Below are 14,506 nucleotides of genomic sequence, written 5' to 3' on the forward strand. Positions count from 1 at the left end.
ATCGGGGCGTTCAGGCAGACACTATCGCCGAGTCAGTCACTGAATCGGCGGGTTCGGGAACCCTGGCCATGGCCTGTTCAATAACCTCAAGTCCGGACCCCGGCTTGTGGGCGTTCTCGCTGATGTAGCGCCGGAACTGGCGGCCTCCGGGCTGGCCAAGGAACAGACCCATCAGGTGGCGGGAGATATGGCTGAGGTAAACACCACGGTCCAGTTCATCCTGAATGAATGGTAATACGGCGCGCAAGGCATCATGCCGGGACTGGACCGGCATGGGCTGCCCGAAAAACTCGCTATCCACGCCGGCCAGCAGCCAGGGGTTGTGGTAAGCCTCGCGGCCGAGCATGACGCCGTCGGTATGTTCAAGATGCTCACGGCACTCGGCAAAGGTCCTGATGCCGCCGTTGATAATGATTTCGAGGTGCGGATAGCGGGCTTTCAGGCGATAGACCCAGTCATATTTCAGCGGCGGCACGTTACGGTTCTCTTTCGGGCTCAGGCCCTCAAGTACGGCGATGCGAGCGTGGACAATAAAGGTGCGACAGCCTGCGCCGGACACCTTCTCTATGAACTCGCACAGATCGTCCCAGGATTCGCGCCCGTCAATCCCGATACGGTGTTTAACGGTCACCGGCAGGCTGGTGGCAGCGATCATCGCCCGTACGCCCTCAGCCACCTTGTCCGGGTGGGCCATCAGGCAGGCACCGATCATGTTGTTCTGAACCCGGTCGCTGGGGCAGCCCACATTGAGGTTCACCTCATCAAAACCGTACTGTTCCGCCAGTGCGGCGCAATGAGCCAGTTCCTTCGGATTGCTTCCGCCCAGTTGCAGTGCCAGTGGGTATTCCTCGGAATTGTGCCGAAGGAACCGCGGGGTATCGCCATGAATCAGCGCACCGGTGGTCACCATCTCGGTATAGAGCAGGGTGTGCCGGCTTAATTGGCGCGCCAGGTAGCGGTAGTGGCTGGTGGTCCAGTCCATCATCGGGGCCACGCAGAAGCGTCGGGACGGTTCCGGGACCGCTCCTTCAGGAGGTTTCCCGGCGATGCTGGAGCTTTCCAGGGGCGCGTTCATACTCATTGAGTGCTCAATTCTACCTGTGTTTGCCACTGCTCTGAAAAGCGCTAGTTTATCAGGAAAACACAGCCTTTGAATGGAGAGTTTGGTGAAAGGTAGTGCAAACACTGATGGGGGTTTCGAGAAGCGATTGGGTTGACCCGGTGATCAATGCATTACAGAATACTGTATAAGTGAACAGTGCTTGGTGCTTGGTGCGTGGTATGCGTGGTACTCCATTCCTGCCGCCACCCAAGCAGGTAGGGCCATTATGACAGAACAAAGTCCGCTTTCCTTTGTAGAGGTCAGGCGCCGGTTCGAGTTCCGGAGCATTGAGATCGGTCGTTGGGTAACACCGCCGGAACGGGACAGGGCGGCTGGCAGGTTCTACCAGGCTTTATGCGATCTTATGGCCATCCTCCAGGGCCCTGAGACCCTGGTCTCCCTGCGGGGTTCCCTGGGGTTGCAGTACGGAATCGGTGGCAGGCCGGGCGTTGCGGCACACTACATTCCCGCAACACGACAACTGGCACTGGCGAAAAACGCCGGCGCCGGGAGCCTGGCCCATGAATGGTTCCATGCGTTCGATCACTACATGGGAAGCAAGGCATTCCGCAATCTGGATAATTATGGCTTCGCGTCCAGTGGCTGGTTGAACAGTGCAAGCCAGAAGGCGCATCCCCTCAATGAACGGCTGAACACCTGTTTTCGAACCATTTTGCTCAACGAGGACGGCACCAGCCCCAGCTCGCTGTTTCGCTGCTCCCGGCAAGCCGATGCCCGGATGAACGTTCTTTACTACGCCAGGCCGGAAGAGCTCTGTGCCCGGGCATTTGAGGCCTTTGTTGAAGATAGCCAGCCACGAAACAGTTTTCTGGTGAGGGGTACGGTATATTCCGATGAAGCCAAAGCAGGCCTGTATCCTGACGGGGACCATCGGCAGCGAATCAATGATGCCTTCAAGGGATTCTTTGCGGCTTTGGGAGCCGCGCTATACCGGGAGCAGGCTAAAGCCGGGTGAGCCTGGCATTGCCCCCGATTTCACAACAGTGACAAGGTTGCCTCATGAACGAATCCATCTTTATCACAGGTGCCGGCGCCGGCATAGGCCGCGAGACCGCACGTCTGTTCGCGTCCAAAGGCTGGTTCGTCGGTGCTGCCGACCGGGATGAGGCGGCTCTGGCATCGTTGCGGAATGAGTTGGGTGATGACCTTTGCAGCACGCATGTTATGGATGTAGTGGACGAATCGTCGGTCAAACAGGGGCTGGCGGACTTTGCCAGGCGCACCGGTGGCCAATTGCGCTTGTTGCACAACAATGCCGGTATCCTCAAAGTGGGCCGGTTTGAGGAGATTAGCCTGGCGGCGCATCGGGCCGTGGTGGAGGTGAATGTGATCGGGCTGATGACGGTGTTACACGCTGCGTTTCCGTACCTGAAAGCGACGCCCAGTGCCCAGGTGGTGAATATGAGTTCAGCCTCCGCCGCCTATGGCATTCCGGATTTTGCGTCCTATTCCGCCAGTAAGCATGCGGTCCGTGCCATGACGGAGGCTCTGGATATCGAGTGGGAGCCGTACGATATCCGGGTGTGCGACCTGATGCCGCCGTTCGTGAATACCGGTATGGTGCAGCAGAACGAGCAGGGTTCCCGTTTGTTTGACCGATTGGGCGTCAACCTGACCCCGGATGTGGTCGCGGCGCAGGTTTGGGCGCAAGTGGAGCAGCCGCGCCTGCATCGGCCGATTTCGATGCAATTCCGGGCATTGTGGCCCATCGCCCGGTCCGCGCCGGCGTCAGTCACCCGCGGGGTACTGAGAAAGCTTTGGGGTAAGTAGCTTGTGACCGGGCAAGGCGTCGGGCGGCTATCTTTGCTATCCTTTCAGGCTTTGTTGGTACGGTCATTCGGGAGCGATGTGCAATGCCGGTAATGATCCAGGCGCTGTTGCCGGTGTTTGTGTTGATCCTGTTGGGCTACCTGTTCCGGCGCTGGCATTTTCCGGGGGGCGACTTCTGGCCCCAGGCCGAGCGGTTTACCTATTACGTCCTTTTCCCGGCGATGTTGATCTTCAAGCTGGGCCAGGCTCAGGTACCGGCGTCAGCCTACGGCGATATCCTCATTCTGATCGTTGCCATGCTGGCCGCGATGACGCTGCTGCTGGTCGCCCTGCAATGGATCTGGCGTTGGCCAGGGCCGGTATTCTCTTCGGTATTCCAGGGTGGTATCCGTTTCAATTCCTACGTTGCCCTGGCGACGGCCGGTATGTTGCTGGGAGACGATGGCCTGTCGCTCATCGCCATTGCCGTGGCGGTGAAAGTGCCCTTGCTGAACCTGCTGTGCATACTGATGTTTTCCCTGGTCGCGGGGCAGGGGGCGGTGAAGGTGAGGCCTGTCCTCAAGGCTATCGTTTCCAACCCGTTGATTATTGGTTCCGTGGTGGGGATGTTCTGGAGCTACTTCCAGATTGGCTTCCATCCACTGGTGGCCGGCATTCTCGAACCATTGAGTGACCTGGCGTTACCGCTTGGCCTGATGACGGTTGGTGCGGGCCTGCAACTAAAGGCATTGCGTGGTGCCTCCATGCCATTCCTGGTGTCCTCCGCCGCCAAATTGGTGGGGTTTCCGCTACTAACGGCCGGGCTGGCATTGCTTCTGGGGCTTGAGGGAATGATGGTCCAGGTGGCCGTACTGCTGGCGGCACTGCCAACTGCCACCTCCTCCTACATCCTGGCGCGCCAGCTGGGTGGCGACGCGCCACTGATGGCGGGGATCATCAGTGGCCAGACATTGTTGGCCATGGTGACCATCCCCCTGTTACTGGGCATTCTCTGGTAGGCACTCGAGCACGGCGTCAGCCAGGCTGTGCTGGAACGCGATATAGCCATCGCGGCTAACTTCGATATCCGTAGCCAGTGGGTCCCAGGTACTGAGCGTAATGTTCACCCCTTCGGAGATCGAGCGCCACCACTGGCGGTTGAACTGCGGTTCCGTCAGCAGGCAGGGGCGATTCGCGTTGCGCAGTTTCTCCTGGACTTCCGCAATATGCCGGGCCCCCGGGGATAGTTCCGGGTTCAGCGTCAGCACGCCCTCCAGGTTCAGGCCGTAATGCGCCACAAACCGGGTGAAGGCGTTGTGGTAAGTAAACAGGTCAATGTCGCGAACGGGGTTCAGGCGTTGATCGATCGCCGTTTCGGTCGCTGCCATGTCTTGCTCGAACCGCGTGAGGTTGGCATCAAGCGTGCTGACATCCGCGCCCTCCAGGTTTGCCAGCACCTGATGGATCTCCCTTGCCATTTCAACGGCCAGGGCCGGATCCAGCCAGATGTGCGGGTCTTCTCCGTCGCCATGGTCGTGGTGATGGTCGTCAGGCTCTTCGTGCTGGTGATGCCCGAGATCATCGTGGGCGCTGTCCGTTTGCGCTTCCGGAACGTTTTCCCCGTTCATGAGTGAGTGGGTGCGCTCTCGAAACTCGCTACCACCGAGCAGCCGGGTCAGGAAAGTTTCCATCTCCGGGCCCACCCAGAAGATGGCGTCGGCATTCTCGAGTGCCCGGCGCTGGGAAGGCTTCATGGAATAGTTGTGAGGGCTGGCTCCGGGCTGGACCAGAGTGGTGATTGCCACGTTGTCTGTTGCAACAGCTTTCACCAGCAGTTCGATGGGTTTAAGGGAAGTGACAACCTGGGTCGCTGCCAGGGTGCTGGCAGATGCCAGGAATGCGGCAATGCCCAGGGCGGTGATGCCAGTAAAGCGGTTGGTGACCATGATGAGTGAGACCTGGAAAATTAATGGTACGTTATAATATAACAAATCAGGCAATAGATGAAGAGGGCGTGCGCCTACCCATGCGAAATCCGGCCGTGGCCGGTATAATGCGTGGCTTTCAACGCACAGCCTTTTACCAGGCCGACACATCAGGATGTTTTCATGACCGTACGTACCCGAATCGCACCGTCTCCCACCGGTGATCCCCACGTTGGTACCGCCTTCGTGGCGCTGTTTAACCTGTGCTTTGCCCGGCAACACGGCGGACAGTTTATTCTGCGGATCGAAGATACGGATCAGGTTCGCAGTACCGATGAGTCGGAACAGGACATCCTGCGCGCGTTGCGTTGGCTCGGACTGGAATGGGACGAAGGCCCGGACATGGGTGGCCCTCACGGCCCCTACAGGCAGTCTGAGCGCAAGGAATCCTACCGTCAGTATGCGCTGAATCTGGTCACCAAAGGGCACGCCTTTTACTGTTTCCGCACCCCGGAAGAGCTGGAAGCCATCCGTGAAGAGCGCAAGGCCCAGGGCCTTAACCCTGGCATCAAGGGGGATCTGGAACTTCCGGAGGAAGAGGTCAAACGCCGCCTGGATGCAGGCGATCCCTATGTCATCCGCATGAAAGTGCCGGAAAACGGCATCTGCGAGATTGAGGACATGCTCCGTGGCACCATCGAAATCGACTGGTCCCAGGTGGACAGCCAGATACTGTTGAAATCCGACGGCATGCCCACTTACCACCTGGCCAACGTGGTGGACGACCACCTGATGGAAATCACCCACGTACTGCGTGGTGAGGAATGGATCAACTCCGCGCCCAAGCACAAGCTGTTGTATGACTACTTTGGCTGGGACATGCCGGTGTTGTGCCACCTGCCGCTGCTGCGCAACCCGGACAAGAGCAAACTGTCCAAGCGTAAGAACCCCACCAGCATCAACTTCTACGAGCGCATGGGCTTCCTGCCGGAAGCAGTCACCAACTACCTCGGCCGTATGGGCTGGTCCATGCCGGACGAGCGGGAGAAGTTCACCCTGGACGAAATGATCGATAACTTCGACATCCAGCGCGTGTCCCTGGGTGGCCCGGTTTTCGACGTGGAAAAGCTGCGTTGGCTCAATGGCCAGTGGATTCGCGACGAGCTCAGCGACGACCAGTTCATCGAGCGCATGCGCCATTGGTGGTTCAACGAACAGGCCTTGCGGGACCTGGTGCCACACATCAAGGGCAGGGCGGAAGTGTTCAGCGACGTAGCCCCCATGGCTTCGTTCATGTTCTCCGGCATGCTCAACCTCAAACCGGAAGACTTCAGCCACAACAAGCTGGATGAAGCCCAGGTCAAACGGGTGCTCCAGTTCACCCTGTGGAAACTGGAAGCCCAGCGCCACTGGGCCAAGGACAACATCTTCGCCGACATCAAAACCCTGGCCAAGGCCATGGAACTGAAAATGGGCGATTTCATGTTCGCCATCTTCGTCGCCATCGCCGGTACCCCCAACTCCTGGTCCGTCATGGACTCCATGGCCATCCTAGGCCCGGACATGACCCGGTCCCGCCTGCGTCATGCCCTTGAAGTGATGGGCGGTTTCTCGAAAAAGGAAACCAAGCGGGTGGAAAAGGAATACGCAGCCCTGCTGGCGGAATAACCAGATTGGTGAATTAGTAAACGGTCTGGACAGGGATGTTCACGAAACTGAAAAAACGTTGGAAAAAAGGTTGACGCCCCAGGGGGCGATCCTTAATATACGCAGCCGTTGAGGGGCCATAGCTCAGCTGGGAGAGCGCAACACTGGCAGTGTTGAGGTCAGCGGTTCGATCCCGCTTGGCTCCACCAATTTCTAGTCCCCTTCGTCTAGTGGCCTAGGACTCCGCCCTTTCACGGCGGCAACAGGGGTTCGAACCCCCTAGGGGACGCCAATACGGCTTAACGGTTTAGTCCACCGGAAAGCCATCAAAAAAACCGCCTTCGGGCGGTTTTTTTGTGTCTGTAGAAATCTCAGCGCGAAGCAATGGCTCCTTTGCCGACGCCTTCGTAAGCCTTGACCCGAATAACATCCTCCGGGAACTCGGCTTTAAGCTGCCCTGCAATATGCGATGCAATCAACTCCACCGTGGTGTCCGAGTCCAGCATATAAACCCGGCTTTCCGGCAGCGTCAGCGCAAACTCCCCCTGATTGGCCTCGTACTCGAATGTTACGTACGCCGTACCATCCTCGGCCACCCAGCGCTGTGTTACGTCCTCCTCGGACCCCACATAAATGTCCTGCCAAAGCTTCGCCCAGCGATTCTCAAGATCCCGGTCCCGGTGACCGTTACGGTCAATCCGGATAGGAGAGCGGTGCCCGTGGGCGATCCGCTGGCAGTTGCCCAGGTGTTTCTTCAGGCCATGAACATAATGGTAGTAGGCCCCTTCAATCACATCTTCCCGTAGCGTGATCTCCACATCCGTCACGTTGGCTGGCAGCACTGCCCGCAACTCCTGCTCCAGAAGGCGGGCCACTGCAGACGGCACCACGCGCTCGGAGGACAGCCACACCACCGCCTCGTCCGGGGAGCGATGCAGAATGTGCGTACGGTCAGTCAGGTGCCATACGAAGCTGTCAGGTTCGTCCTCGCTCCATTCTAGCCCGCTGTACGCCCGGGGAATCACCAGCCGGTGATCCACGCGTTCATCAATGACTCGCTTGATGGTGCGTTTGACGTTGCTGAAATCAAACACCATGCCCTGGTCGTCCAGCTCACCGCCGAGCACCACGTCCACAATCCAGCTTTCACCCACCAGCCCGCGGGAAGCATCCAGGTAGGCGAAGTCGATAACCGTCAGATTGTCTACGAAAAGGTGGTTCATCGGAGGAGCCTGGCAAGAAGAGGTTGAATGATGGACGAATTCTAGCAAAAATCCACCAACGCTAGCAGCCTTGCAAGTTTGCCATGGCAAAAATAACGGAGCCGTCGAGAATGGAGAGGACTGGTGCGGATAACCGTGAGGCCTTTCCTGTACTGGTGCTGGCGGCCGGAGCTTCACGCCGGATGGGAAGGGCAAAGGCGTTGTTGCCGCTAGACGGTGGCATCCTGATGGATCATGCCATTGGTCAGGCCAGGTTGATCGGCGCTCCCGTAACGGTGGTGACAGGTGCCTGGTACCCACTGGTTCGCTTCCGTTGCAGAACCCAGCCTTCGGCCTGGGTCAGTGCTCCGGATTGGCGGGACGGTATGTCGGCTTCGCTGAAAGCCGGCGTGGCCAGCCTTGGGGCGCATGCAAAGGGTGTCTTCATAATCCTTCTGGACCAGCCAATGATTAAGCAGGAGGCATTGGCGCAGTTGAGGGAAGCAGCCCAAAGCAATCCTTCACAACCCGTTGCCGCCGACATGAATGGAAAACCGGGCGCGCCGGCCTACATTCCCCGGAGGCTCTGGCCCCAGGTCATGACACTGGAAGGTGACAGGGGGGCGGCGGCCATACTCGCAAGAAACAACGCGACCCGGATAGCGGTGGCTGGCGCCGGTTCCGATGTCGACACGCCCGGGGACTGGCGCCGCATTCGAAGCCAGTTAGCCGAACAGTCCTGATAACCAGGCAATACCCACGGCAAATATACCCAGGCTGGCCGCCAGGCCCATGGTGTAGATTCGCGAGGTGGCGGAACGCTGTTGGGCGACAAACAGGTCAATGGTGCGCTGGGCGATATCCTCGGCGGTTTCCCGGGAAATCTCATGGGCCTGTTGGATGGCTTCTGACTGCAGGGTCTGCCAGAACTCGGTATCGATAGTCTGCACACTGGTGATGTGGTCCTTGAGCTCCGCCATGTGATCGCTGGTGAAGCCGTTGTTGCGGGACAGGTCCTTGCGCAGGTCGGCCAATTCACGGCCCAGGTTGAGGTTCACTTCCGCTGCCACATCATCATGCAGGTTACGCGTGCGCTCTTCAATCATTTCAGTAACGGCGTTCAGGCGTTCCTCAACGGCCGCTTCCTGCTTTTTGCCAGACTCATCCAGCGCCCGCTTGAGGTGGTCAAACTGTTCGTCGAACAGCGAACTGAGCAACTCGTGCAGGCGGTTGTTGATGTGGGTTTTTACCGCTGATCGGGCAATCTGTTCGATGAGGTCGCTGGTTAAAGGAACCACCTGGGGGCCGCCATTGTCGCTGGCTCGCGGTTCGCCGTCGGCCTTTGGCGACATTTCCAGGGACGCATCAGCGGGAATGTCCAGGAGATCCTCGTCCGAGGCGTCTGCGGCAGCGTCCAGTTCAGGTGGCTCGGGCAGGTTGCCGTCGGTCACATCGCTGTCGAGCTGGTCAAGAACCAGGCTGAGGCCTTCCGTGTGCGGCGGCTTGGTCAGGATGTTGTAGACACCAAAGTTGCGGGCTTCCTCCATGAACGATGGCGACTTCTTGGACGTGCACATGATGATGGGAATGGCAGCGGTTTCGGGGTTGCCCTTGATGGCCTTGGTGGCCTCCACGCCGTTCATTCCGGGCATCAGGTGGTCCATGAAGATGACATCGGGGCGCTTGTTGGAGTTTAGAAAGTCCAGTGCCTCCTCCGCCGAGCCAGCCATGTTCACTTCCATGTCACGGCCTTCCAGCAGTTTGCTCAGGGCAAATCTGGCTACTTTCGAGTCGTCTACCAGGAGTGCATTCTTGATCACCATGTCACAACCTCAACCTTACAGCATGTGGGTTCATTATCGGGCTGTCACTTACCAGCCTTCCAGTGTCGGGCACTGGGTTGCCCGGTAACTCTTTTCCCGATAACAAACACCGGGTTCCTTGGTCCGGGCGGTGAATACCTCCCCGGTCGCCGTTGTCAGGCGTACCTGTCCGTAGGGTTCGCCATAACGGAAGGTTGCCTCGATCGAACTGCCATTGGGGTTCAGCAGCAGCCCCTTGCCGTGGAACGAACCTTCAATATACTGGCCTTCGTACTTTTTGCCATCGGCAAAGACTTCCTTGCCTTCACCGTGGAACTCGCCATTGGAGAATTCGCCCTCGTAATGGCGTCCGTCCGGATAGGTGAGGGTGCCTTCGCCATGGAACTCGTTGTCGCGGAAGCTGCCTACATAAAGCATGCCATCCGATGTGGTCAGTGACCCATGTCCGTTGAGCTGGCCTTCGGACCATTGCCCCGTAAGGATGTCTCCGTTGGCCAGGGTCAATGTGCCCTGGCCGTCAAACTGGTCATCGCGGAACTGGCCGGTGTAGCGGGTGTCGTCCGCGTCCCGCCAGGCTCCCTCGCCATGTCGGCGGCCTTTGCTCCAGTCGCCCTCATAGCGGCTGCCGTCGGGGTACCAGGCTGTGCCCGTACCATCGAATTTGCCATCAACAAAATGCCCCTCGTAACGAAGACCTTCGGCGTCTTCGTATGTGCCGTCGCCGGTTTTAACGCCACCGATCCAGGTCCCGTTCCGGTAATCAACACGTGTATAGGCTTCCAGCTTGCCAACCAGGGTCTTCTCATTGCCGGCGGCCAGGGCTACCGTCTGGCTCCAGGGCTTGTAGCCGTCCTTGCTGATCGTAACCTCATACCTACCCGGTTCCAGTTCCAGGTCCAGCCGGGTGGCGCCGTAGTCCTCCCCATTGATCGTGACTTCGTCGCCCACTACGTTTGAGCGCAGTACCAGCGTGCCGGTAGTGGGAGTGGGGCGGGGCTGTTCCACGACATCGCTACGGATTGCGGGCATTGCCAAAGCCGGTTCGGCCATGGCCAGCATTTCGGGGTCTTCCGGAATGTCGGGAATGGAGAAAGGTTCGGCGGTAACACGCGGTTCACTGGCTGGCTCTTCGGTATGTTTTTCTTCCGTTGGTGTGACGTCGGAAACCGCGGCAATGGAATCTTCCACTGCTGGCTCGCTGGGTATCGGGTCCATGCCCATGGACAGTTCGTCGCGGACAGACGCAAAGCCTGCCGTCACCAGAAGCATCAGGGCCAGTGCGTTGACAAACAGGAGGGGTCTGAAATCGACCATGGGCAACCTCTCAATTCTGCATTCGTGTTACTGCCTATGTCCCGCCCGCCTTGTTGTCATTGTTCAACGGGGTTCCGGGATTACACCGCTTCATCTTACCCAGTCGGAGCAATCTTATGTAACACAAAGTCACTGAAGTTAACGAGAATGCAGGACAAATCACACTTTGTCCGGAAGCTGATCATGGTTGAGCTGCTCCCAGGAGCGCATGTAGACATCCGCTTCGTATTCATAGGGTGACTTGAAGGGCGTCAGTACAAAATCAAACACCAGAAAGAAGAAACCGACAGATCCCCAGGCGATCACCAGCGTACTCAAGGTGTTGGCCTGAACTTCGGGGTTGGCGTTGACGAAACCCTCGAGCAACGGGATCAGGTCGGACGCCAGGACCACGGGGTTGAAGCTGGACAGCACGAAGGGCACCCAGAAGGCGATGAAAACCGGGAAAAAACCGAAGGACCACAGCACCCGGCGGAGCATGTAAATGCCGATGGCTCGCCAGTAACGTTGGCGGATTTCCGGAACCCGGCGTATGCGTTCCAGGTAGCGGCGACGCTCCGCCCAGTAAGCAGCCACTTCCGGGGCGTTGATGTTCCGGCGTTTGCCGGCGGGCCTGTGGGCCGTGTCGGTCGCTTTCTGCGGGGTGTCCGGCGTCTGGTCACCATGGGTTTCAATGGTCATGGAGTCGGGTACTGCCTTGTGGCTACGGGTTAGTGCATGATAATAGAAAGTACGTGTTACCCTACAATCCTCATTTAGTTAAAGACAGGATAGTTTGAATGGCTGCAGTGATTGAAAACACCGTCCATCCGGCCTTTGAAAAGCTTCGCAGTCACCGGATCAGCACGCTGAACGTAACGGTGGAGGAGTACTGTCACCGCAAGACTGGCGCTCGCCATCTCCACCTGGCGGCGGACAATGACGAGAACGTGTTTTTTGTGGCCCTGCGGACCTTCCCCATGGATTCCTCGGGTGTTGCCCACATCCTGGAGCATACAGCACTTTGCGGCAGCGAGCGTTTCCCGGTGCGCGACCCGTTTTTCATGATGATTCGCCGGTCCCTGAACACCTTCATGAACGCCTTTACCAGCAGCGACTGGACCGCGTATCCCTTTGCCAGCATGAACCGCAAGGATTTCGACAACCTGTTGACGGTCTATCTGGATTCGGTGTTCTTTTCCTCTCTGGATCCGCTGGATTTCGCCCAGGAAGGCCATCGCCTGGAATTCGACAAGCCGGATGACCCCACCACCGACCTGGTCTATCGCGGTGTTGTCTACAACGAAATGAAAGGCGCCATGAGCGCGCCCACGTCGCAGCTTTGGCAGAACCTGTCCAGCCACCTGTTTCCGACCACCACCTATCACTACAACAGTGGGGGAGAGCCGGACCATATTGTGGATCTGAGTTACGACGACCTGCTGCGGTTCTATCGCCACCACTATCACCCCAGCAACGCGATCTTTGCGACCTATGGCGATATTCCGGCCCACGAACACCACGAGCGCTTCGAGGAACTGGCCCTGAAACGGTTTGACCGCCTGGATGTGGAATTGCCGGTGCGGGACGAAAAGCGGATGTTTTCGCCGGTACGTGTCGACCAGAGCTACGCTGTCAGTGAAGGCGAGGAAACCGGCCACAAGACCCACATTGTGATGGGCTGGTTGCTGGGCCACAGCTTTGATTTGCAGGAAAACCTGGAAGGGCAACTGCTGGCCAGTGTATTGCTGGAGAACAGCGCATCGCCTTTGATGCGGGCGCTGGAAACCACGGACATCGGGCACTCGCCATCCCCCATGTGCGGCCTTGAGGATTCCAACCGCGAGATGACCTTCGTGTGCGGCATTGAGGGCAGTGACCCGGACAAACAGGGCGACCTTGAGGCGCTGATTGAAGAAACGCTGGCAAAGGTGGTCGAAGAAGGGGTCAGTCAGGATCGCCTGGAGGCCATCCTGCACCAGTTGGAACTGCATCAGCGTGAAATTGCCGGCGACAGCTTCCCGTACGGCCTGCAACTGATCATGACGGCGATTTCGCCGATGGTTCACGGTGGCGACCCGGTGGAGCTTCTGGACCTGGAGCCGGTGCTGGCGGACATGCGCGAGAAGATCCGCGATCCGCAGTACGTGCCGGGCCTGATTCGCCGCAAGCTGCTGGAAAATCCGCACCGGGTTACTCTGACGCTGCGTCCCGACGACAAGCTGGAGAGCCGTCGCCAGAGTGCCATCCGCGAGGCGCTGGCCCGCCGCAAGGCATCGCTGACCGATGAGGAGGTGCGTCAGATTATCGAGCGCGCCCAGGCCCTGGAAGAGCGCCAGACCCGCAAGGATGACGACTCCATCCTGCCCAAGGTGGACTTGTCGGATGTTCCCCTGCAATTGCCGGAACCGGAAGCCCGGTTTGCCGGTGATATGCCGGCGACGATTTATGCCCGCGGCACCAATGGCCTGGTGTATGAACAGGTGGTCCTGCCGGTACCGAACCTGTCGGAAGACGAACTGCTGTTATTGCCGTATTACACCACCCTGATTCCGGAAGTGGGTTGCGGCAACCTGGATTACCTGCAGATGCAGGATCGTATTTCAGCGGAATCCGGTGGTGTCAGCGCCTCCTTCTCTGCCAAGGGGCGGATTGACGATGTCCAGGACCTGGCGGGTTACATTGTTTTCAATGGCAAGGCCCTGGCCCGGAACCGTGAAGCCCTGACTCGTCTGCTGAACGACGTCTTCAACGGCGCCCGGTTTGATGAGAAGGAGCGGGTTCGCGAACTGATTGCCCAGATTCGTTCCCGCAGGGAGCAGGGCGTCACCGGTAGCGGCCACGCACTGGCCATGGGTGCGGCCTCCCAGGGCATCAGCCCCGGGGCGTGGTTGTCGTTCAGGCTCGGTGGCCTGGAGGCGATTCGTGGGGTCAAGGCTCTGGACAAGTCCCTTGATGATCCCGCTGAACTCGACAGGCTCTGTGAGCGATTGGCTGCATTGCACGAGCGCATCCGGCAGCAGTCCCGTCAATTTCTGCTGATTGGAGAGGAAGAGCAACTGGACCCCATGCTGACGGAATTGAAGTCCGTTTGGGGGAGCCCCAGCGCTGGCGAAAAGGATGCCTGGAGGCTTGAACCGGTCAGCTACCAGACTCGCCAGGCATGGCTGACCTCAACCCAGGTGAATTTCTGCGCCAAGGCCTACAGTACGGTTGCGATTGATCATCCCGATGCGGCTGCGCTGACGGTGCTGGGTGGATTCCTGCGTAATGGCTACCTGCACAGGGCAATCCGCGAAAAGGGTGGTGCCTATGGTGGCGGTGCTGGCCAGGACAGTGTGAACGGTACGTTCCGCTTCTTTTCCTATCGTGATCCCCGGTTGGGTGACACCCTTGAGGATTTCGACAGGGCTCTGGACTGGCTGCAGGAAGAACAGCACGACCCCCAGGACCTGGAGGAGTCCATCCTTGGTGTGATTGGCCAGTTGGACCGCCCGCGTTCGCCCGCCGGTGCGGCACGCCATGCTTTCCATAACCGTCTGTTCGGCCGCACGCCCGAGCAACGCGCCCGGTTCCGGGAGCGGGTTCTGGCCGTGACCCTGGACGACATGACACGGGTGGCCCGTGAATGGCTGAAGCCGGAAAACGCCAGTGTGGCGGTTGTTACCAGCTTCGAGAACCGCAGTGCCGCGGAGAAACTGGGGCTGGAAATCCAGGAGCTTTAAGCCACCCGGAGGAAGATCA

12 protein-coding genes and 2 tRNA genes are annotated in these 14,506 nt (G+C 58.8%); 8 read left to right on the forward strand and 6 right to left on the reverse strand.

What is annotated here, in order from left to right; translation table 11 throughout:
* Window positions 1-10: 10 nt before the first annotated feature.
* Complete coding sequence (dusA, locus tag NLU14_RS02605; protein ID WP_275704730.1) at window positions 11-1,075, reverse strand: tRNA dihydrouridine(20/20a) synthase DusA; 1,065 nt, start codon at window positions 1,073-1,075, stop codon at window positions 11-13.
* Between the two features lie 253 nt (window positions 1,076-1,328).
* Between dusA and NLU14_RS02610 the strand changes: the two genes are divergently transcribed.
* The 3 genes from NLU14_RS02610 (at window position 1,329) to NLU14_RS02620 (ending at window position 3,891) form a co-directional block, all read left to right on the forward strand.
* Window positions 1,329-2,078 (forward strand): CLCA_X family protein, encoded by a 750-nt coding sequence (locus tag NLU14_RS02610; protein WP_275704604.1) that lies wholly within the window; start codon window positions 1,329-1,331, stop codon window positions 2,076-2,078.
* Between the two features lie 44 nt (window positions 2,079-2,122).
* On the forward strand, window positions 2,123-2,893 hold the full coding sequence (locus tag NLU14_RS02615; RefSeq protein WP_275704605.1) for an SDR family oxidoreductase: 771 nt from the start codon (window positions 2,123-2,125) through the stop codon (window positions 2,891-2,893).
* 83 nt (window positions 2,894-2,976) lie between these two features.
* Window positions 2,977-3,891, forward strand: coding sequence for an AEC family transporter (locus tag NLU14_RS02620; RefSeq protein ID WP_275704606.1), 915 nt, complete (start codon window positions 2,977-2,979; stop codon window positions 3,889-3,891).
* On the opposite strand, the gene NLU14_RS02625 is transcribed toward NLU14_RS02620, so the two are convergent.
* On the reverse strand, window positions 3,871-4,818 hold the full coding sequence (locus tag NLU14_RS02625; RefSeq protein WP_275704607.1) for a zinc ABC transporter substrate-binding protein: 948 nt from the start codon (window positions 4,816-4,818) through the stop codon (window positions 3,871-3,873). The genes NLU14_RS02620 and NLU14_RS02625 overlap by 21 nt on opposite strands.
* 162 nt (window positions 4,819-4,980) lie before the next feature.
* Between NLU14_RS02625 and gltX the strand changes: the two genes are divergently transcribed.
* From gltX to NLU14_RS02640, 3 genes are all read left to right on the forward strand, one after another.
* Window positions 4,981-6,465 (forward strand): glutamate--tRNA ligase, encoded by a 1,485-nt coding sequence (gene gltX / locus NLU14_RS02630; protein WP_275704608.1) that lies wholly within the window; start codon window positions 4,981-4,983, stop codon window positions 6,463-6,465.
* Window positions 6,466-6,577: 112 nt separating this feature from the next.
* A tRNA-Ala gene (locus tag NLU14_RS02635) sits at window positions 6,578-6,653 on the forward strand.
* Between the two features lie 7 nt (window positions 6,654-6,660).
* Window positions 6,661-6,736, forward strand: a tRNA-Glu gene (locus NLU14_RS02640).
* 79 nt (window positions 6,737-6,815) lie between these two features.
* On the opposite strand, the gene NLU14_RS02645 is transcribed toward NLU14_RS02640, so the two are convergent.
* Window positions 6,816-7,667 carry a 6-pyruvoyl trahydropterin synthase family protein gene (locus NLU14_RS02645; RefSeq protein ID WP_275704609.1) on the reverse strand — a complete coding sequence of 284 codons (852 nt, stop codon included), beginning with the start codon at window positions 7,665-7,667 and terminating at the stop codon, window positions 6,816-6,818.
* Window positions 7,668-7,777: 110 nt separating this feature from the next.
* On the opposite strand from NLU14_RS02645, the gene NLU14_RS02650 reads away from it, so the two are divergent.
* A complete protein-coding gene (locus NLU14_RS02650; RefSeq protein WP_275704610.1) occupies window positions 7,778-8,389 on the forward strand; it encodes a nucleotidyltransferase family protein in 612 nt (203 codons plus the stop codon).
* On the opposite strand, the gene NLU14_RS02655 is transcribed toward NLU14_RS02650, so the two are convergent.
* From NLU14_RS02655 to NLU14_RS02665, 3 genes are all read right to left on the reverse strand, one after another.
* A complete protein-coding gene (locus NLU14_RS02655; RefSeq protein WP_275704611.1) occupies window positions 8,372-9,469 on the reverse strand; it encodes a response regulator in 1,098 nt (365 codons plus the stop codon). The genes NLU14_RS02650 and NLU14_RS02655 overlap by 18 nt on opposite strands.
* A gap of 48 nt (window positions 9,470-9,517) precedes the next feature.
* Window positions 9,518-10,783 carry an MORN repeat-containing protein gene (locus tag NLU14_RS02660; RefSeq protein ID WP_275704612.1) on the reverse strand — a complete coding sequence of 422 codons (1,266 nt, stop codon included), beginning with the start codon at window positions 10,781-10,783 and terminating at the stop codon, window positions 9,518-9,520.
* Window positions 10,784-10,942: 159 nt separating this feature from the next.
* Entirely contained in the window at window positions 10,943-11,464 is a 522-nt protein-coding gene (locus tag NLU14_RS02665; RefSeq protein ID WP_275704613.1) for a hypothetical protein, read from the reverse strand.
* Window positions 11,465-11,562: 98 nt separating this feature from the next.
* On the opposite strand from NLU14_RS02665, the gene NLU14_RS02670 reads away from it, so the two are divergent.
* Window positions 11,563-14,487 (forward strand): insulinase family protein, encoded by a 2,925-nt coding sequence (locus tag NLU14_RS02670; protein WP_275704614.1) that lies wholly within the window; start codon window positions 11,563-11,565, stop codon window positions 14,485-14,487.
* The last annotated feature ends 19 nt before the right edge of the window (window positions 14,488-14,506 follow it).

The organism is Marinobacter iranensis, from assembly GCF_029207565.1.
GTDB classification, from domain to species: Bacteria; Pseudomonadota; Gammaproteobacteria; order Pseudomonadales; family Oleiphilaceae; genus Marinobacter; species Marinobacter iranensis.